General features: G+C 45.8%; 15 protein-coding genes. 10 read left to right on the forward strand and 5 right to left on the reverse strand.

What is annotated here, in order from left to right:
- The first annotated feature begins 53 nt into the window (after positions 1 to 53).
- Entirely contained in the window at positions 54 to 224 is a 171-nt protein-coding gene (locus tag ACPUEK_RS09110) for an oxidoreductase-like domain-containing protein (RefSeq protein ID WP_082866041.1), read from the forward strand.
- Entirely contained in the window at positions 214 to 435 is a 222-nt protein-coding gene (locus ACPUEK_RS09115; RefSeq protein ID WP_425642986.1) for a DUF1289 domain-containing protein, read from the forward strand. The genes ACPUEK_RS09110 and ACPUEK_RS09115 overlap by 11 nt, the downstream gene beginning before the upstream one ends.
- Here ACPUEK_RS09115 and ACPUEK_RS09120 read toward each other — a convergent pair.
- Complete coding sequence (locus ACPUEK_RS09120; RefSeq protein ID WP_425642987.1) at positions 432 to 1,658, reverse strand: glycosyltransferase family 4 protein; 1,227 nt, start codon at positions 1,656 to 1,658, stop codon at positions 432 to 434. The genes ACPUEK_RS09115 and ACPUEK_RS09120 overlap by 4 nt on opposite strands.
- Before the next feature lie 138 nt (positions 1,659 to 1,796).
- Here ACPUEK_RS09120 and fabV point away from each other — a divergent pair, with 138 nt between their 5' ends.
- Complete coding sequence (gene fabV / locus ACPUEK_RS09125; RefSeq protein WP_067036134.1) at positions 1,797 to 2,999, forward strand: enoyl-ACP reductase FabV; 1,203 nt, start codon at positions 1,797 to 1,799, stop codon at positions 2,997 to 2,999.
- Positions 3,000 to 3,096: 97 nt separating this feature from the next.
- On the forward strand, positions 3,097 to 3,681 hold the full coding sequence (locus ACPUEK_RS09130) for a hypothetical protein (protein ID WP_425642988.1): 585 nt from the start codon (positions 3,097 to 3,099) through the stop codon (positions 3,679 to 3,681).
- Positions 3,682 to 3,697: 16 nt separating this feature from the next.
- Here ACPUEK_RS09130 and ACPUEK_RS09135 read toward each other — a convergent pair whose 3' ends face one another.
- From ACPUEK_RS09135 to ubiG, 3 genes are all read right to left on the reverse strand, one after another.
- Positions 3,698 to 6,460 (reverse strand): insulinase family protein, encoded by a 2,763-nt coding sequence (locus ACPUEK_RS09135; RefSeq protein ID WP_425642989.1) that lies wholly within the window; start codon positions 6,458 to 6,460, stop codon positions 3,698 to 3,700.
- A 140-nt stretch (positions 6,461 to 6,600) separates the two neighbouring features.
- Entirely contained in the window at positions 6,601 to 7,347 is a 747-nt protein-coding gene (locus ACPUEK_RS09140) for a YciK family oxidoreductase (protein ID WP_425642990.1), read from the reverse strand.
- 10 nt (positions 7,348 to 7,357) lie between these two features.
- A complete protein-coding gene (gene ubiG, locus ACPUEK_RS09145; protein ID WP_425642991.1) occupies positions 7,358 to 8,086 on the reverse strand; it encodes a bifunctional 2-polyprenyl-6-hydroxyphenol methylase/3-demethylubiquinol 3-O-methyltransferase UbiG in 729 nt (242 codons plus the stop codon).
- A gap of 349 nt (positions 8,087 to 8,435) precedes the next feature.
- On the opposite strand from ubiG, the gene gyrA reads away from it, so the two are divergent.
- From gyrA to rpsA, 6 genes are all read left to right on the forward strand, one after another.
- Positions 8,436 to 11,108, forward strand: a complete 2,673-nt coding sequence (gyrA, locus tag ACPUEK_RS09150; protein WP_067036160.1) for a DNA gyrase subunit A — start codon at positions 8,436 to 8,438, stop codon at positions 11,106 to 11,108.
- A gap of 75 nt (positions 11,109 to 11,183) precedes the next feature.
- Positions 11,184 to 12,266 carry a 3-phosphoserine/phosphohydroxythreonine transaminase gene (serC, locus tag ACPUEK_RS09155; RefSeq protein WP_067214588.1) on the forward strand — a complete coding sequence of 361 codons (1,083 nt, stop codon included), beginning with the start codon at positions 11,184 to 11,186 and terminating at the stop codon, positions 12,264 to 12,266.
- A 22-nt stretch (positions 12,267 to 12,288) separates the two neighbouring features.
- Complete coding sequence (pheA, locus tag ACPUEK_RS09160) at positions 12,289 to 13,410, forward strand: prephenate dehydratase (protein ID WP_067214586.1); 1,122 nt, start codon at positions 12,289 to 12,291, stop codon at positions 13,408 to 13,410.
- Positions 13,411 to 13,443: 33 nt separating this feature from the next.
- On the forward strand, positions 13,444 to 15,648 hold the full coding sequence (locus tag ACPUEK_RS09165) for a prephenate dehydrogenase/arogenate dehydrogenase family protein (protein WP_425642992.1): 2,205 nt from the start codon (positions 13,444 to 13,446) through the stop codon (positions 15,646 to 15,648).
- A gap of 15 nt (positions 15,649 to 15,663) precedes the next feature.
- Entirely contained in the window at positions 15,664 to 16,347 is a 684-nt protein-coding gene (gene cmk / locus ACPUEK_RS09170) for a (d)CMP kinase (protein ID WP_067214579.1), read from the forward strand.
- A gap of 163 nt (positions 16,348 to 16,510) precedes the next feature.
- Positions 16,511 to 18,193 carry a 30S ribosomal protein S1 gene (gene rpsA / locus ACPUEK_RS09175; RefSeq protein WP_067036175.1) on the forward strand — a complete coding sequence of 561 codons (1,683 nt, stop codon included), beginning with the start codon at positions 16,511 to 16,513 and terminating at the stop codon, positions 18,191 to 18,193.
- Positions 18,194 to 18,323: 130 nt separating this feature from the next.
- On the opposite strand, the gene ACPUEK_RS09180 is transcribed toward rpsA, so the two are convergent.
- Positions 18,324 to 18,584 carry a hypothetical protein gene (locus tag ACPUEK_RS09180; protein ID WP_067214576.1) on the reverse strand — a complete coding sequence of 87 codons (261 nt, stop codon included), beginning with the start codon at positions 18,582 to 18,584 and terminating at the stop codon, positions 18,324 to 18,326.

An 18,584-nucleotide genomic window follows, 5' to 3' on the forward strand; every position in this document is an offset into this window, starting at 1 on the left:
ACGGGTAAGGTTTGCCAAGGTCTTTGCTGAAGGGTTTTTTCTATGAGGGTAGTATGAACGAACGTCCAACTCCGCCAGAAGATTGGGAGTGCTGTGAAAGCGAATGCTCGCCTTGCGTATGGGATACTTACTATGAGGCGTTGCGTGAATGGAATGCAGAGCAAAAAGCCATAAAAGACGCACAAAATACCTCCCAGGCTAAAGAGCAAGATAATGAATCATAACGATACAGTACAATCTCCTTCGCCGATCAAGCAAGAGCCAGTGCGATCACCCTGTACCAGTGTTTGTTCATTAAACGATGATGACGTATGTATTGGTTGTTATCGAACCGGCGTAGAAATCAGCCAATGGGGGCGTATGTCCCGCGAAGAGCAGCTGGCGGTGATGGAACAAGTCCGCCAGCGAGAATGTGCCAGTCAATTTGTGCTTTAAACGTCAGACTTGGCGTTTTTCAGCGTAATCCATTGAGACATGTATTGAGTGCTTTTCATGGAGTGATGGCGTACCAATTTACCTAAGAAAAAGCTGTCCCGTAAACGCTCTTTTAATTGCACTTGAATGTTTATTCGAGTGATCAACTTTTCCTGCCAAGCTTTCTTTTCATAGCGCTGCTGAATGATGGCATGACCGTTTTCTTGCATCAGCCCATAGCTCAGCTCGTCTTGGTAGAGGCTGACGCTGGCGTTGACAAAATCCTCGATATTATCCGTTACTACACCATTCCACGGTAATGCACCATGTATGGCTTCGGCGCCGACAGAGGTTGTAATACTTGGTGTACCGACTTGCATCGCCTCCACTAACTTGCCTTTAATGCCCGCTCCGAAGCGAATAGGGCTAAGTAAAATCTTGGCGTTTGCGATGACTTTTTGAGCGTCTTCAGCCCAGCCTTTTACTAAGAAACCGTCTTTTTCATTATGCAGTTGCGTGGCTTTGGGTGGTGGATAAGCACCATAGATCATGAGTTTAGCTTTAGGGAGCTGTTTGCGAATTTTTGGCCAATACACTTGCTTAAGTTGTAACACCGCATCCCAATTCGGCGCATGACGAAAGTTACCGATGAAGGCAAAGTGTTCTCGATCAGCGAATGGCTTGGCGCTTAATGTCGCTGTATCGAGCATAAAAGGTAAGTGCATCACATGTGTTTCAGGCACATTGAATGCTGTTTTTAATAGCTCTGTTTCGTACTCCGATATCATCAGTGTGAGGTCGCTACGATAAATAGCGGCAATTTCTCGAACGCCCACGTCAGAATGCATGTCCGTCATGGTGAATTCACGGTTTTGTTTAACCGCAGTATGGCGTGCATCGCGCAGAGAGTGTAAGTCTTCTGTGTTTAGAATCCGTAGTGCTGAGGGCAAATATTCTGCTACGCGCCAGCCGAACTGTTCTTCCATCATAAAACGATCATAAACAACAACATCCGGTGCGAGCTCAGTAATGTATTTATTAAAGCTATCGCAATTGAGTTGGATGTTGGCGGATGTAACACCATGTTGGGTTAAGTCCACCATGTGTTCGGTCGTTTGTGCAGGCGAGGCGAATTCAACGTCCCAAGATTGCTCGCGGAATGTGTCGATGAGTTGCATCATACGGCTGCCGGCCGCGGAGGAGTTTGGCTCGGGCCAAACGTAACCAATAATTAAAATCTTCATAGGGATGATTGAGTTAGCTTGAAAATAAAGAAAAGGGACAAGTATTGCTGGGTATTGTATCATGTGCGCCAACTTTGTGTTGTCGGTCTAAAACAGACTGGATGGCATGCTATGGAAACATGACGTTGAGACTTAACTATGATTATTAAGCCGAAAATTCGTGGATTTATTTGTACAACGACTCACCCAACAGGCTGTGAGAAAAACGTACAAGACCAGATCGCTAAAGTAAAAGCGAATGGCGACATTAAAAATGGCCCTAAAAAAGTGTTGGTAATCGGTTCATCAAGCGGTTACGGCCTGTCTTCTCGTATTGCGGCAGCGTTCGGCTCTGGTGCGGCTACGATTGGTGTCTTTTTCGAAAAGCCAGCCACAGAGAAAAAGCCCGGTACAGCGGGTTGGTATAATGCTGCTGCGTTTGATAAGGCGGCGCATGAAGCAGGCTTGTACGCGAAAAGCATCAATGGCGATGCGTTCTCAAATGAAGCGCGTGATAAAGCTATTGAGCTTATTAAGCAAGACCTGGGTGAAATTGACTTAGTTGTTTACTCTTTAGCCTCGCCTGTGCGTAAAATGCCTGAATCAGGGGAAGTTATTCGCTCTGTTCTTAAACCTATTGGTGAAACCTACAAGTCGACGGCGATTGACACTAACCGTGATGTCATCATTGATGCTGAGATTGAACCGGCGACAGAAGAAGAGATCGCGCAAACGGTTACCGTAATGGGCGGTGAGGACTGGGAGCTTTGGATGTCAGCGTTATCCGATGCAGGTGTCTTAGCTGAAGGTGCTCGCACGGTAGCCTACTCTTACATCGGTTCTGATATTACTTGGCCAATTTACTGGCACGGTGCGCTGGGCAAAGCAAAAGAAGACTTGGATCGTGCTGCGAAAGCAATTGATACAGAGCTGGCTAAGCAGGGGGGCGGTGCTAATGTTGCCGTACTCAAGTCTGTTGTTACTCAAGCCTCTTCAGCCATCCCTGTCATGCCGCTGTATCTTGCGATGGTATTTAAAGTGATGCGCGAGAAGGGTTTGCACGAAGGCTGTATGGATCAAATTTACCGCATGTTCGCTGAACGTTTGTACAATGATAATAATCCTGCAGAGCTTGTGGACGACAACAATCGCCTACGTCTAGATGACTGGGAGCTTCGTGAAGACGTTCAGCAGGCATGTCGTGACCTTTGGCCACAAGTGACGGATGCTAATTTGTTTGCTGAAACAGATTACCAGCTTTATAAGGATGAGTTCTTGAAGTTGTTTGGTTTTGGCATCGAAGGTGTGGATTACGAAGCAGACGTCGATACGCAAGTAGAGTTTGATGTAATTACACTTTAAGACTTTTGTTTACAAGTCGTTATAAAAGGAGACCATTGGTCTCCTTTTTTTTGTGCAGAGATTCTTCTATAGTGGAGTGAGCCTTCGGAGAGTTTTGATGTTACCTAAGAAAACCGTATTTTTAAGTGTGCTAGCGGCGACTGTGCCCCTACTAAATGCCCAGACGATTAAGATTGAGCCGATTGAGGTTTTGTATGGCAATCAAGTTTACAGTGGTCAGCATCAAGTGGTTATCAGCTCGCGTGAGGATGTCACTATTATCCCTGCCGAAAAGCCTAAGTTGAATGCTATTGCCAATATGGTTGTCTCAGCGAATCCGAGTAAACTGTCCTACCTAGAAGAGTCTGCGATTGCCAAGCGCGAGCAAGAGATCTATCGTGAGGTAAATCGACGTACCGAAGAGTCTCCGTTCACTGTGTTGTTTACAGGGCATATACCTGAAGAAATACAACAAAGACGTCTTAGTATGATGCCTGAGATCGGAATCTTTGGTGATCAGAAGGATAAGCTTGAAAAAGATCAGGCTGAGTTGCATGGTGAGGATACAGCTTCGGCAGCAGAAGGTGAGTTCAGTGAGGTGATGCCTGGTAATCGTGTGATGCCGGGGGAATCGGCGGAGGCGCCAACCGATCAGGCAGAACTCACCAATGAGCAAAAGCTAGAGCAGCTCATTGGTGGTTAGTGCATTCCTGCAACCATTATTCGATCTTTAGTGGTTTCCAATCTTCATTTTTATCCGCGTGCCATTTGTTAGTAATCAATAAGCGCGCGGCTTGATCTTTTTCAACTTTCATATTAATGAACTCAAGGAATGCAGCTTTGGTTTGTTGCTCTAATGCGGTTATCCATTGTTGACGATCCTTGAAGTTATGTTCTGGTTCAACAATATGTGGCCACTCTTCTAAAGCGTCTTCTCGTAAGCTTGTGGGCTGTTTTTTGTAGGCAGCTAAGACGGCTTTGCGTGCTTGTTCAAAGGATTTATCCGAGACGTCCTCGTCGGTCCAGTTTGTTTCGTCGATAAAGCGCTCTATCTCCGTAACCAGCACTTCTGTTGAGGTATTGGGGGATTGTACTAAGAATCCGATTGCGGGAGTCTTTTCAATGGTTTGGTTGGTAACCGCAACGATGTAGCCATATTGTTTTTCGGTACGAAACTCATTGTAAAACCTAGCCCCTAAAAGTTGGGATAAGATGCGGACGTTGGCGCGTTCGGCGTACGTTGCATTATTATTGTCGGTCGCAATTAAACTGTAGAGTACGGCGTTATCGTCGCTACGCGTATTGAAGGTGTATATATAGCGTTGCTGAGCTTCAAATTGCTTCAACTCAACATATCGGTATGGATGCTTATACAAGCAGCTGTCAACTTGACGACTGATTTTTCCTGCTAAGCCATGCGCATCCGTTTTACTAAAGTTTCCTGTCATATAACCAATGTATTGAAAGTGCTGTATGTGCTGGCTAATGAATCGGTTGATGTCATCGGTTGATATGTCGGTGACAAGTTCCTTTAGCACGTCGGATGGCGCGTTTCCTTTGATGGCGACTTGGCTAAAATTATGACGTGCTAGCGCATACGGTGGCTGGCTTTCAAGGTTGCTTAAGCCCTTTAAAACATCCTGTTTCGCAATGGATAGCCGTTTGCTTGACGCTCTGAAGGCCATGAGTTGTTCTACCAGAGAGTAGAAGTAGTCCCCTTGTTTGTCGTTATAGCCATTCGTGCGCAGTGTTAAACCATTGCCATGGGCGTAAAGTTGATAGCCTAAACCTGCCATGTAAGGCTGGTAAGTGCTTTCGCTTACGGCATCGTTAAATAATTTTGCCCACAATTGAAGAAGTAATCGATCGCGTGTGCTTGGGTTTTCTAAAAAGCCAAAATAGCCAAAAATCATACCCGTTGGCTTTTGGTATTGGGTGTTAGCTTTGTACCAGAAGTCGAAACCTGCTTCATTTTCAATGTTTTCAGGCAGAGAGGGGGTTTTTGCCTGTAGCAGGTCTAAATTGTCCGGCATATAGGGATTAGCAGCCGGAAGACCGAAGTCGTTTGGTAATACGCTATCGGAGGCGATTTTTTCTTGATTTAGGGCTGGCTTTCCGTTGGCATAGTCACTGTTGTAAAGGGGTTCGTGCTGCCACTTGATGTCGCCGTCCATCCACTCCTTAGGGAAAATGGAGGGGTGCTGCCATTGAATAATTAGATTGTCTGAGCTTAATGAGTTGAGTAAGGCTTGTATGTCTTGTTTGTCAGCGCTTTCTGAAATATGAAAGCTGTTCAATAGATGTTCTACGCCCACATCCAGTGCCCGACTTGATAGAATTTGAGACAGTTTAATGGGTGTAATGTAGTCGTGGTATCGAAAATTAAGCAGGCTAAGAGTCTTGGTCTCAGACAGATATTGCTTCGAAATGGGCGCTTTTTTTAAGTTGTCTATGGTTTTAAATAAATACTCAGCGACCTTACTCCGTTGCACTGTTCCTTCATCGGTTAAGCGCATAGAAATACTAAACAGTGCCTGCTGACCATCGTCTTGGCTAACGCCTGCATGTAAAGACTGTACCCAATGATGTTGCTTTAAGTGTGCAAAAAGGGAGTTTTGCGACTCATCGCCGAGTACATAAGATAAGTATCGCGCAGGCTGAGTGTCGTATTTTTCGGTTTGGCTTGGAATCTGAAAAGAAAACTTGACCGTGCTTTTATCTGTGTTGGTTTTAAAAAACTGTAGTTTTCCACCGTCACCGACCAAATCCGGCAATTCAGGAGTTGTGTGGTTTTGGCGCGCTGGGATGTCTGAGAAGTAGGTGCGAGCGTAGGCGGCCAGAGTTTCTGTGGATTGCTTGGCGGTTAATGTCAGAACCATGTTGTCAGGTGTGTAATGGCGCTCAAAAAAATTGACAAGTAGGTCGCGTAATTGGCTGGCGGGAATATTGCCCAGCGTGTCAATATTCCCGACGGTAAAACGACTGCCAGGGTGTTCTGGGTTGAATAACGTTTTCATTGCTTGATTGCTACGGCGCTGTTCATTGTCTAATTTAGCGCGATACTCTGAATCAACCGCATTGATTTCTCGTTCTATGTAGGCTGGATCCAATGTCGGGGCAATAAAAAACTGAGCAAAACGATCCAGTGCTTCAGGATATGTCTCAGGCAAAGTATCAAAATAATAGTTAGTCAGTTGCGCACTGGTGTAGGCGTTATGTGAGCCTCCGTGTTCACGAATAAACTCTTGGTAAGCGCCTGCTTCTGGGTACTTTTCAGTGCCTAGAAATAGCATGTGCTCTAGTAAGTGAGCCAAACCTAAATGTTTGTCAGGGTCACTGTAGCTTCCTGATTTAATCGCTAATGACGCCGCGGGGCGCTCGGCTTGCGGGTCAGATACTAAGATAACAGAAAGGCCGTTATTGAGTGTTGTGTGGGCATAGGTATGTTGGTCTGATGGGCTTTTACCTGAAATTGTTTGCATAGATTCAGCTACTACAGGGAGGCTTAGAAAAAGAACGCAGGTCGCTGCGATCGAGGCGAAAAGGGTATGAATGTTTGCTGTAAATTTCATCATAGAAACAGGTTAGCCCGTTCCTATGATGATGTGCAAGGTGTGCGGATTTATTTTGGTTGGGCGTCTAGAGATTCACCGTTTACATCTGCGCTGTCGTTGCCCATTAGGTAAAGATATAGAGGCATAATGTCTTCAGGTGTTTTGAGAGTATTTGGGTCTTCAGCTGGGTAAGCGAAAGCTCTCATATTGGTGCGAGTGGCTCCAGGGTTGATAGCGTTGACGCGTATTTGAGAGATGTTTTCAAGTTCGTCTGCCAGCAACTGCATCATGGCTTCCGTAGCAAATTTTGATACCGCGTACGCCCCCCAGTAGGCTTTTGCTTTGCGGCCTACGGATGAGGTTGTAAAGATGATGGAGGCGCTTGGGGCTTTCTGTAGTAGCGGAATGAGTGCTTGATTGAGCAAAAAAGCCGCGTTAACGTTGACCCGCATGACCTGTTCAAATGTGCTTGGTTCATAGTTTGCGAGGGGCGTGCGATCTCCTAGCAAGCTGGCATTATGAAGGATGCCATCGAGACGACCAAACTCACTTTCAATTGTATTGGCTAATTCAATGTAATCGTGCTCGACTGCTGTATCGAGATTGAGTGGTACGATGGCACCCTGTGGATAACCTAGGCTCTCAAATTGATCGTAAACCTCTTCAAGCTTTTTGGTAGTGCGTCCTAATAGGATAACAGTGGCGCCATGGGCCGCGTAGGTTAGGGCGGCTTGTTTACCGATGCCGTCGCCGGCTCCGGTTACTAGAATTACTTTTTCTTTTAACAGATCGTTCGGCGCTTGGTAGTCCAGCATCTTAGACCTCCTAGTTTTTTATCGGCTTTTGCGTGTGCATTAAGTAGTTAACAGACACGTCGCGATCATTCAGTTTGTAGACTTTCGTAATTGGATTATAGGTCATTCCTGTCATGTGAGTGACATCAAGTCCTGCTTGGCGGGCAAATTGAGTAAGCTCTGAAGGTTGAATGAATTTGGAGTAGTCATGCGTACCTTTTGGTAACATCTTGAGAACGTACTCAGCCCCCACAATGGCGAATAAATAGGCTTTTGGATTACGATTGATGGTTGAGAAAAAGACGTGACCACCAGGCTTACACAATTTCATGCAGGCGCGAATGACGGATGCTGGGTCTGGAACGTGTTCTAGCATTTCAAGGCAGGTAACCACATCGTATTGCTCTGCTTCGCGTTCAGCGATTTCTTCTGCGGTAATGCGCTCGTAATCGATTTCAAGGCCACTTTCTTCGAGATGAAGTGTTGCGACGGCAAGAGGTGCTTCACCCATGTCAATGCCTTTAACGGTGGCTCCCATTTGGGCTAGGGCTTCTGAAAGGATGCCGCCACCACAGCCTACATCAATGGCTTTTTTACCATTTAATGCGGCGCGCTCATTGATGTAGTTGGCGCGCAGTGGGTTGATGTCATGAAGAGGCTTGAACTCACTGGTCTTATCCCACCAGCGACTTGCTAGCGCTTCAAATTTGGCGACTTCATCTAGGTCTACATTGGTGGAGTTGGTTTGATTTGAGGTCATCTCTTGTTCCTATTGTATCGTGGCTACTGCATTAACGATTAGGTGAATTCCTATTATTCGAGCGCTCGCCGCTATTTGGATCATGGCATTATAGCGATTCTATGGTTGGCGACAAACTTGGATGATGATTTGAACGAGGCTTTTTTATGAATATTGATCATTGCCATCTGTTTTAAGGTCTTTTAATGACAGAAGTGAGTGGGTTTATGTTCCCCGCTTTGATGAAAATAAATGCGCTATAGATAATGGGTGTTCAGGTTTCGCTTGTGGTATAATGCCGCGCTTACAAAAAGATGGCCGGAGCGGTTGTATTGTTATCTTGCTCCAAACATAAGGAACGGTAGTATCTATGGGTGAATTAGCCAAAGAAATTATTCCCGTCAGTATCGAAAATGAGCTGAAAGGTTCGTATCTAGATTACGCGATGAGTGTCATCGTAGGGCGTGCATTGCCTGATGTTCGAGACGGTTTGAAACCTGTTCACCGTCGCGTGCTGTATGCGATGAATGAACTTAAGAATGACTGGAATAAGCCCTACAAAAAATCGGCTCGTATCGTCGGTGACGTGATCGGTAAATATCACCCTCATGGTGATTCAGCTGTTTATGAGACCATCGTTCGTATGGCGCAGCCATTCTCAATGCGTTACATGCTGGTGGATGGCCAAGGTAACTTTGGTTCTGTAGATGGCGACAGCGCCGCAGCCATGCGTTACACCGAAATCCGTATGGCGCGCATATCGCACCATATGCTGATGGACTTGGAAAAAGAAACCGTCGATTTCGTGCCTAACTATGATGGCACTGAATTTATGCCTGGCGTGCTGCCAACGCGTATCCCAGGGTTGTTGGTAAACGGCTCCGCAGGTATTGCCGTTGGTATGGCCACCAACATTCCTCCTCACAACTTAGGTGAAATCATTGATGGCTGCCTAAACGTCATTGATAACCCTGAAATTACCATCGATGAGCTGATGGAGTTTGTGCCTGGTCCTGACTTTCCTACCGGTGCTTTCATTAACGGCCGTGCTGGTATTGTAGAAGCCTACAAAACAGGCCGGGGTCGTATTTACATGCGTGCTCGTCACCATGTTGAAGAAATGGAAAAGGCCAATCGTCAGGCGATCGTTTTTACTGAAATTCCCTACCAGCTAAACAAAGCAAAAGTCATTGAAAAAATTGCTGAGTTGGTAAAAGAAAAGAAAATTGAAGGCATTAGCGAATTACGTGACGAGTCTGATAAAGATGGTATGCGTATCGTTATTGAACTGCGTCGAGGTGAAAATCCAGATGTAGTAGTTAATAATCTATTCACTCAAACTCAGCTGCAATCTGTTTTTGGTATCAATATGGTGGCCTTGGTTGATGGTCGTCCAGAATTGTTGAACCTAAAACAAATTCTAGAATGCTTCGTGAAACACCGTCGTGAGGTTGTGACGCGTCGTACGATTTACGAGCTTCGTAAAGCACGTGAGCGTGGCCATGTTCTAGAGGGTTTAGCGGTCGCACTGGCGAACATTGATCGAGTTATTGAGCTGATCCGTCAGTCACCTACCTCAGCTGAAGCGAAAGAGAAACTGATCTCTGAAAGCTGGGAACCAGGCAATGTAAATGCCATGCTTGAGCGTGCGGGTGCTGATGCTTGTCGTCCTGATGACTTAGATCCTGCTTACGGCTTTAATGGTGATGTTTATCATTTGTCTCCAGAGCAAGCACAAGCAATTCTTGATTTGCGCCTGCACCGTTTGACAGGTTTGGAGCACGAAAAACTTTTGGGCGAATACAAGTCTCTAATCGACTTGATTGCTGAGCTGTTAGAAATTTTGGGTAATCCAGATCGTCTAATGGAAGTGATTCGCGAAGAGCTTGAAGATGCGCGTGATCAGTTTGGTGATGTGCGTCGTACTGAAATCCTGACGTCGAAACAAGATTTAACCATTGCTGACTTGATTGATGAAGCGCAAATGGTGGTGACGATTTCGGATACAGGTTATGCGAAAACACAGCCGCTAGAAGAATACAAAGCCCAGCGCCGTGGTGGTCGTGGCAAGTCCTCATCAGGTATGAAAGACGAAGACCATATCAGTCACCTGTTGGTAACAAGTAGTCATGACACCGTTATGCTATTTAGTAACTTCGGTAAAGTGTATTGGCTGCGCGTATTTGAGATTCCAGTCGGTAGTCGTGCTTCTAAAGGTCGTCCAATTGTTAATCTATTGCCATTGGCAGAAGGTGAACATATCTCTGCCTTGTTGCCGCTAACGGCGCCTGAAAAAACGGATGCAGATACAGACGTTGAAGAGTCAGATGAAACGGCGAGTAGCTATATTTTCATGGCAACTGCCAACGGTACTGTTAAGAAGACGGCAATGGAGCATTTTGCCCGTCCTCGTACAAGCGGCTTGATCGCATTGAACTTGGATGATAGTGATGCACTGGTTGGTGTAGCGCGCACGTCCGGCGAAGACGATATTATGTTGGTGTCGAGCTCAGGTAAAACGATTCGTTTTAAAGAAACAGATGTTCGCCCTATGGGCCGTACGGCAGCCGGTGTACGCGGTATTAAATTGCCCGAAGAGGCCAAAGTAGTATCGCTGATTGTACCGAGTGCTGAAACAGAAACGGCGGTCTTGATGGCATGTGAGCATGGTTACGGTAAACGTACCATGATCAGTGATTTCCCTGTTTACGGCCGTGGTGGTCAAGGTGTTATTGGTATTCAAGTGTCCGAGCGTAACGGCCCAGTAGTGGGTGCGACGCAAGTTGAAGAGTCGGATGAAGTTATCTTGATTACTGATATGGGTACCTTGGTTCGTACGCGCGTTTCTGAAATTTCTTGCCAAGGTCGAAACACTCAGGGTGTTACCTTGATTCGACTGTCTAATGAAGAAAAATTAGTCGGTGTCGAACGCGTTGTTGAAGATGACGATGCGGTTGTTGAAATCGAAGAGGTGGAAGCGGATGCAGAAGCAGTCGAAACAACGGATGATCTGACGAGTACCCCCCCAAGCTCAGAAGAGTAAAAAATCCTATGGCGCACCTCGGTGCGCCTTCTTTTGTGTTGTCGTGACACATACTTAAATGAGGTTTAAGGCAGAATGAGCCGAGTTTATAACTTTTGTTCTGGTCCCGCCGCGCTTCCAGAAGCTGTATTAGCAAAAGCGCAAGCAGAGCTCCTTGATTGGCATGGAAAAGGCGTGTCAGTCATGGAAATGAGCCACCGTAGCGATGAGTTTGTTTCGATTTTAGCCTCGGCTAAAGCGCGACTCGCTCGTTTGATGAATATTCCAGATGATTATGAGATCGTGTTTACGCAAGGCGGTGCTTCTGCATCTTTTGCTCAAATTCCGGCAAATTTGACCTCTGGATTTGATTCAGCATGCTACTTAGACACTGGTGCATGGTCTACTAAGGCGCTTAAAGAGGCGAGTAAGTACACCAATGTCATTGTGTCGGGTTCATCAAAAGATGTGAACTACACCACCGTTCCAGACTTTTCGTCCCTAGTATTGGATGAAACCGCTGCATATTTGCACCTGACGCCTAATGAAACCATTGGTGGATTAGAGTTTGATGCATTGCCTGAAACAGACCTACCTATTGTTGCTGATCTGTCTTCTACTATTTTGTCCCGACAGGTTGATGTTTCTAAATACGGTATGATTTACGCAGGTGCCCAGAAAAATGTTGGGCCTGCAGGTGTAGTGATTAACATTATTCGTAAAGACCTATTAGCGCGCAGTGACAACGATTCTTTGCCGACCGTTTGGTCATATGAGAATCTTGCGAAGAATGACTCTATGATAAATACACCGCCTACCTTTGCCATTTATTTGGCCGATCTAGTCTTTGAGTGGCTAGAGGGGCAGGGCGGAGTGTCTGCCATCGAGCAAATCAATATCGAGAAAGCTGCGTTACTATACGGCACTATTGATAACAGCACTTTTTATTCAAACCCAATTGATGTTCGTTACCGTTCTCGAATGAACGTGCCATTTATTTTGGCAGACGAATCCCTAGAAAAAACTTTCCTAGCCGAGTCAGAGGCAGCCGGGCTGAAAACACTTGCTGGACATCGTTCGGTAGGTGGTATGCGTGCAAGTATCTACAATGCGATGCCTAAAGCGGGTGTTGAAGCATTAGTAGACTTCATGCTGGCATTTGAGAAACGCTACGGTTAATTGTAATTAGGACAAACGCTCTATGACGATAAAAAAAGACACAATCCCGATGACGTTGCCATTGTTACGTGATCGAATCGATGCAATTGATGCTCAGATTCAAGATTTGATAAATGAGCGCGCCGCGTGTGCGCAAAAAGTGGCAGAGGTTAAGCTTGCGGAGCAAGGTGATCATAACGTTGTTTTTTATCGTCCAGAGCGTGAAGCTCAAGTGCTTCGTCGCGTCATGGAGCGTAATAAAGGACCGCTAGGCAATGAAGAAATGGCGAAGATTTTCCGCCAAGTAATGTCTTCATGTTTGGCTTTAGAGCGTCCTATGCGCATTGCCTTTCTAGGGCCTGAAGGTACCTTTACTCAGCAGGCTGCGTTGAAACACTTTGGTCAGTCAATTGTGAGTGCGCCAATGGCCGCTATTGACGAAGTTTTCCGCGAAGTAGAGTCGGGTGCCGCTAATTACGGTGTGGTGCCAGTAGAAAATTCCACCGAAGGCGTTGTTAATCATACGCTGGACAGTTTCCGTGGTTCGCGTCTGAAAATTTGTGGTGAGGTAGAAGTTCGTATTCATCATAACTTGTTGGTGGCGCCTAATATTGCACCTGATGATGTGACACACATCTATTCACACCAACAATCTTTGGCTCAATGTCGTGCTTGGCTTGATCGTTACTGGCCTCATGCGGAGCGCGTTGCGGTAAGTTCTAATGCCGAAGGTGCGCGTTTAGCTGCTGAGGCAGGTAAGAATGGCAAGGCTGTCGCAGCCATCGCTGGTGACATTGCTTGCCAGCTTTATGGCTTAGAGGTGGTGTCGGCTAATATTGAAGATCACCCTGAAAACACTACTCGTTTCTTAATTATTGGCAATGAAAAAGTACCTGCGAGCGGCAAAGATAAAACATCTTTGTTGGTGAGTGCGAAAAACGAGCCGGGTGCATTGTACCGCTTACTCGAGTCGTTTGAGCGTCACGGTGTTGATATGACGCGTTTGGAGACACGTCCTTCTCTTATTAGTAAGTGGGGATATGTGTTTTATATCGACTTCTGGGGGCATTGTGAAGACGAAGCGTGTCGAGTCGTTATTGACGAGCTACGTGAACGTGCATCGGAAGTAAAAGTGCTTGGCTCTTACCCAGTCGCTGTGCTGTAAGCGCTTTGCTTAATTCGTTATAAGGCGCTTAGTATGTATGACAATAAGAGAGAGTTCGGTAATGTCTTAATCGTTGGGTTGGGCATGATCGGCGGTTCCTTCGCAAAAAGTTTAAAGCAACAAGGCTTGGCAACTTTGTTTGGTGCTGATCGTCGTGTTGGTGAGTTGACCTTAGGGGTGTCAACGGGGGTCATTGATTACCCGGCTCAATTAGACGAAGTTACCATCAGTAATATGGACATTATTATTTTGGCAACGCCTGTGCGTGCCATGGAGTCCGTATTAACTGAGATTAAAGCGTTTATTAAACCAACCACTCTGATTACCGATGTTGGTTCGACAAAGGGGAGTGTCGTCGCTGCAGCTGCCAAAGTGTTTGGCGAAGCCCCCGCGAACTTTATTCCAGGTCATCCTATCGCTGGTGCTGAGAAAAGCGGCGTGCTAGCTGCTAATCCTCATCTATTTGAAAAGCATATGGCGATTGTCACGCCATTACCCTATTCCGATCCAGAGCTGCTTGATCGTCTTCATCGGCTATGGCGTGCAGTCGGGGCAGATGTTGTGAGTATGGATGTGGATCATCATGATCATGTCTTAGCCGCCTCGAGTCACTTGCCGCATTTGTTAGCGTACACGTTGGTCGATACGTTGGCCAATGCTGATCGCAGTCAGGACATATTCCGGTTTGCTGCGGGTGGTTTTCGTGACTTTACACGAATTGCATCGAGTGACCCTGTGATGTGGCGCGATGTGTTTCTAGCGAACAAAGATGCCACGCTGGCAACGCTTGATTTATTTACTGATCGTTTATCTGATATGCGTCAGGCAATTGTTGATGCAGATGGTGCTTCAATGTACGGAGTGTTTACTCGTGCGAAATCCGCTCGAGATCATTTTTTACGATTGTTAGAGCAGCGTACCTTGGGTAAACCACAAGAAAAGCAGTTGTCAATTTCGGTTAGCCCGGCATCGGCTATTAATGGCGATATTAAGTTGGTCGGTGACAAATCTTTGTCACATAGAGCTCTTATCATGGCAGCCTTAGCTGATGGTGTTAGTGAATTAGCCAACGTGGATTTAGCGGGCGACGTAAAAGTCACCATGCAGGCGCTCAAGGATATGGGGGTCGTGATTGAAGAGTTTGGCTACGGTTCTGTGCGGGTGCATGGGGTCGGGCGAACGGGTCTTCGAGCTCCAATTGCGCCCATTAATGTTCATGGCTCTGCCACAAGTTTGTATTTGCTTGCGCCAGTGTTAGCAGGGCAAGCATTTTCTGTTGATGTGTTAGCTGATGATTCTCTTCTTAATACGCCGTTTACGAATCTATTGCGTTTGCTAAAAAATGCCGGTGCAGTGGTCTCTTCGGGGGCGGCAGATTGTTTGCCATTTAAGTTTTTGCCGTCTTCCATTAACGCGGTTTCTGGGAAATTGCCAGGACCTGCATCCTCAAGGCTGATGTCATCTGCTGTGTTGCTAGGTCTGTTTGCGCAAGACGACTCTGGTTTTGAATCGACAATGCAATTTGATGAGCAGGTGCGTACATTGTTCGCCAGTTTTGGTGTTGAAATTGAAGGGCAAGCCTCTATAACAGTACGAAAATCTAAGTTAGGGGCTGCTAATATAGAGTTGCCATCTGATATGCAGCAAAGTCTATGGTGCGTGTTGTTAGCTTCTTTGCTACCAGGTTCAGCGCTACAGCTGCAAGGCGTGACACATTCTGGTCGCATGGGGGCTTTGTTGGATCTGCTGCAGCAGAATGGCGCCAAGTTGGAATGGTGTGGTGAGCCTTTGGGTGTCTTCGCTACTCAAAGATTACGTGTTTCATTTGCAAAATTGCGTTCTTTTTCGCTGAGCGCAGAGCAATCTTATGAATTTCGCGAGTTTTTGCCATGTCTTGCCATGGCGGCCGTTTATGCGGAAGGCGACAGTCAGTTTGAGGCTGTGTCGAATTTGCCTTATTTCTATGAGGATCGCATGACAACGTTAGTTGATGGCGTGAATCATATCGGTGGTGTTGGAGAATGGCGCGCCGGAACCCTATTAATAAAAGGAAGTACTCCTCATGGAGGGGATTTGGACAGTGCAGGGAATGAGCTTGTGGCATTGGCATTTTTGCTGCTTGCTGCTCGTTGCCGCAATGGAGCGACAGTCAGAGATTGTCAGAAATTGTTAGCACAAATTCCAAACTTAGAAGAAATTGCGACAACACTGGGCCTGAAGTGCTCAGTGCTTAGCTAAATAAGAGGAACAGTTATGATGAATCAAGCCCCAGTTATTACGATTGATGGCCCTAGTGGTGCTGGTAAAGGCACAGTAAGTCAATTGGTCGCCGAAAAGCTGGGTTGGCATTTGCTTGATAGTGGTGCGCTTTATCGCTTGTTGGCTTTAGCGGCGTCCCATCATGGAATTGAAAGTGATGACGTGGAAGCGCTCAAAGTTCTTGCTGAGCATTTAGATATTCAATTTAAGCAATCTGAAGATAGTAAGGTTGAGATTGTGCTTGAAGGGGAAGTCGTTACGCAGGCGATCCGGACGGAAATCGTTGGTAATCAAGCGTCTAAGTTGGCCGCTATTGGTGATGTACGTGAAGGTTTATTGTTACGTCAGCGTGCTTTTGTACAGGAACCGGGTTTGGTTGCTGATGGTCGTGATATGGGAACCGTTGTGTTTCCTGAGGCGAGCATCAAAGTCTTTTTGACGGCAACACCTGAAGAGCGCGCGCAGCGTCGCTTGTTGCAGCTTGAACAGAAAGGGGATGTGGTCGATTTTGATGCGTTAGTTAAAACCATTAAAGAGCGTGATGAACGCGATGCAAATCGTGCTGTTGCTCCCTTGGTGCCTGCAACGGGTGCTCTTGAGATCGATAGCACAGAGCTATCGATTGAGCAGGTTGTGGATATTATCTTGTCTGAAGCGGCAAAAGCCTCTTACATTTAAGTTTGAACTGTATTTATGTTCAATCTTTGTGCTAAAATAGGTCGATTAAATTAAGTCGATTTGGGGCCAGCAAACGCCAAATCGCAAACAATGTAAATTAATCCCACATAAGCTGGCGATGTGGCAGGGAACATTTAGTTGTTCCGTGTATATAGGAATCACAATGACTCAAAGCTTCGCAGAACTGTTTGAAGAAAGCCTTAAAACCGTAGAAATGGCTCCAGGCTCGATTGTTACTGGTCTAGTTGTCGACATCGACAGCGACTGGGTAACTGTTCATGCAGGTCTAAAATCTGAAGGCGTTATCCCTCGTTCTCAATTCCTTTCTGAGAGCGGCGAATTCACTCTTAACATCGGCGACGAAGTTAAAGTTGCACTTGATGCTGTAGAAGATGGTTTCGGTGAAACGAAACTTTCTCGTGAGAAAGCTAAGCGTGCTGAAACTTGGGCTGTTCTTGAGCAAGCCTACGAAGAAGGTGAAATCGTTAAGGGTGTTATCAACGGTAAAGTCAAAGGTGGCTTCACTGTGGATATCGCTAACATCCGTGCTTTCTTGCCAGGTTCTTTGGTGGATGTTCGTCCTATTCGCGACACATCTCACCTTGAAGGTGTTGAACTTGAGTTCAAACTTATCAAACTTGATCAGAAACGTAACAACGTTGTTGTATCTCGTCGTGCCGTTATGGAAGCGACTAACAGCGCTGAGCGTGAAACGCTTCTTGCTAACCTTGAAGAAGGTCAAGAAGTTAAAGGTATCGTTAAGAACCTTACTGATTACGGTGCATTCGTTGACTTGGGCGGTGTTGATGGTCTTCTACACATCACTGACATGTCTTGGAAGCGTATCAAGCACCCAAGCGAAATCATCGCTGTAGGTGATGAGATCGACGTTAAAGTTCTTAAGTTCGATCGTGAGCGTAACCGTGTATCTCTAGGTCTTAAGCAATTGGGCGAAGATCCATGGGTTGCAATCAAAGCTCGTTACCCAGAAGGTACTAAAGTTACTGCACGTGTAACGAACCTAACTGACTACGGTTGCTTCGCTGAGCTTGAAGAAGGTGTTGAAGGTCTAGTTCACGTTTCAGAAATGGATTGGACGAACAAAAACATCCACCCTTCTAAAGTTGTTCAGATCGGTGACGAAGTAGAAGTTATGATCCTAGACATCGACGAAGAGCGTCGTCGTATTTCTCTAGGTATCAAGCAGTGCACTCCAAACCCATGGGAAGAGTTTGCTACTTCATTCAACAAAAACGACAAGATCTCTGGCGCTATCAAGTCTATCACTGACTTCGGCGTATTCATTGGTCTTGACGGCGGTATCGATGGCCTTGTTCACCTATCTGACCTATCTTGGGAAGAAGCTGGTGAAGAAGCAGTACGTAAGTACAAGAAAGGTGACGTTCTAGAAACGGTTGTTCTTTCTATCGATGCTGAGCGTGAGCGTATCTCTCTTGGTGTTAAGCAACTAGAGCAAGATCCTTTCGTTGCATTCGTTGCTGAAAACGACAAAGGCGCTATCGTTACTGGTACTATCGGTGAAGTAGATGCTAAAGGTGCTGTTGTGATTCTTTCAGAAGGCGTTGAAGCTTACTTGAAAGTCTCTGAAATCAGCCGTGATCGTGTAGAAGATGCTTCTACTGTTCTTAAGCAAGGTGAATCTGTTGAAGTTGCGATCACTAACGTTGATCGTAAAGCTCGCACTATCGCTGTTTCTATTAAAGCGAAAGATGCTACAGAAGAGAAAGCGGCTATCAAGTCACACTCTGAAAAGCAGCAAGCTGAATCAACTGGCCCGACTACAATCGGTGACCTGATCAAGGCTCAACTTGAGAACCAAAACTAGTTCTATTTAAGTGCTAAGTTTTAAAAAAAGCGGACCTTTCAGGTCCGCTTTTTTTATGTGTTTTTTCTAGATCAGATTGACAAATAAACTATACACAGAAGATGTGGATAAACGTGGGTATAGCTTTTCGTTAACGAAATGAGGCGAGTAAAGTTTTGATATCTTCTTCGTCCCACTCTTCTTTTTTGAGTAGGGCGATCACTTCTTGGTTGTTCTGAAGTAAGTCTAAATTCTTCTGAAATTTAGCGAAATGGTATTCTTTTATCAGCTTTTCATCGTATTCTGAGCGATAAATTTTAGGTGTCTTTGTTTTGTTCTCTTCTTCATGTTGCGGTTTGCCTTTTAAGTTATTCACAGACTTATAAGCATTCAGCATTTTTGACTTGTTCAT

It is taken from the genome of Marinomonas gallaica (assembly GCF_049821165.1).
GTDB lineage: Bacteria > Pseudomonadota > Gammaproteobacteria > Pseudomonadales > Marinomonadaceae > Marinomonas > Marinomonas gallaica.

Coding starts and splice junctions, on each gene's coding strand:
- ACPUEK_RS09110 (WP_082866041.1), top strand. CDS start 54: ATGAACGAACGTCCAACTCCGCCAGAAGATTGGGAGTGCTGTGAAAGC.
- ACPUEK_RS09115 (WP_425642986.1), top strand. CDS start 214: ATGAATCATAACGATACAGTACAATCTCCTTCGCCGATCAAGCAAGAG.
- ACPUEK_RS09120 (WP_425642987.1), bottom strand. CDS start 1,658: ATGAAGATTTTAATTATTGGTTACGTTTGGCCCGAGCCAAACTCCTCC.
- fabV (WP_067036134.1), top strand. CDS start 1,797: ATGATTATTAAGCCGAAAATTCGTGGATTTATTTGTACAACGACTCAC.
- ACPUEK_RS09130 (WP_425642988.1), top strand. CDS start 3,097: ATGTTACCTAAGAAAACCGTATTTTTAAGTGTGCTAGCGGCGACTGTG.
- ACPUEK_RS09135 (WP_425642989.1), bottom strand. CDS start 6,460: ATGCAAACAATTTCAGGTAAAAGCCCATCAGACCAACATACCTATGCC.
- ACPUEK_RS09140 (WP_425642990.1), bottom strand. CDS start 7,347: ATGCTGGACTACCAAGCGCCGAACGATCTGTTAAAAGAAAAAGTAATT.
- ubiG (WP_425642991.1), bottom strand. CDS start 8,086: ATGACCTCAAATCAAACCAACTCCACCAATGTAGACCTAGATGAAGTC.
- gyrA (WP_067036160.1), top strand. CDS start 8,436: ATGGGTGAATTAGCCAAAGAAATTATTCCCGTCAGTATCGAAAATGAG.
- serC (WP_067214588.1), top strand. CDS start 11,184: ATGAGCCGAGTTTATAACTTTTGTTCTGGTCCCGCCGCGCTTCCAGAA.
- pheA (WP_067214586.1), top strand. CDS start 12,289: ATGACGATAAAAAAAGACACAATCCCGATGACGTTGCCATTGTTACGT.
- ACPUEK_RS09165 (WP_425642992.1), top strand. CDS start 13,444: ATGTATGACAATAAGAGAGAGTTCGGTAATGTCTTAATCGTTGGGTTG.
- cmk (WP_067214579.1), top strand. CDS start 15,664: ATGATGAATCAAGCCCCAGTTATTACGATTGATGGCCCTAGTGGTGCT.
- rpsA (WP_067036175.1), top strand. CDS start 16,511: ATGACTCAAAGCTTCGCAGAACTGTTTGAAGAAAGCCTTAAAACCGTA.
- ACPUEK_RS09180 (WP_067214576.1), bottom strand. CDS start 18,584: ATGAACAAGTCAAAAATGCTGAATGCTTATAAGTCTGTGAATAACTTA.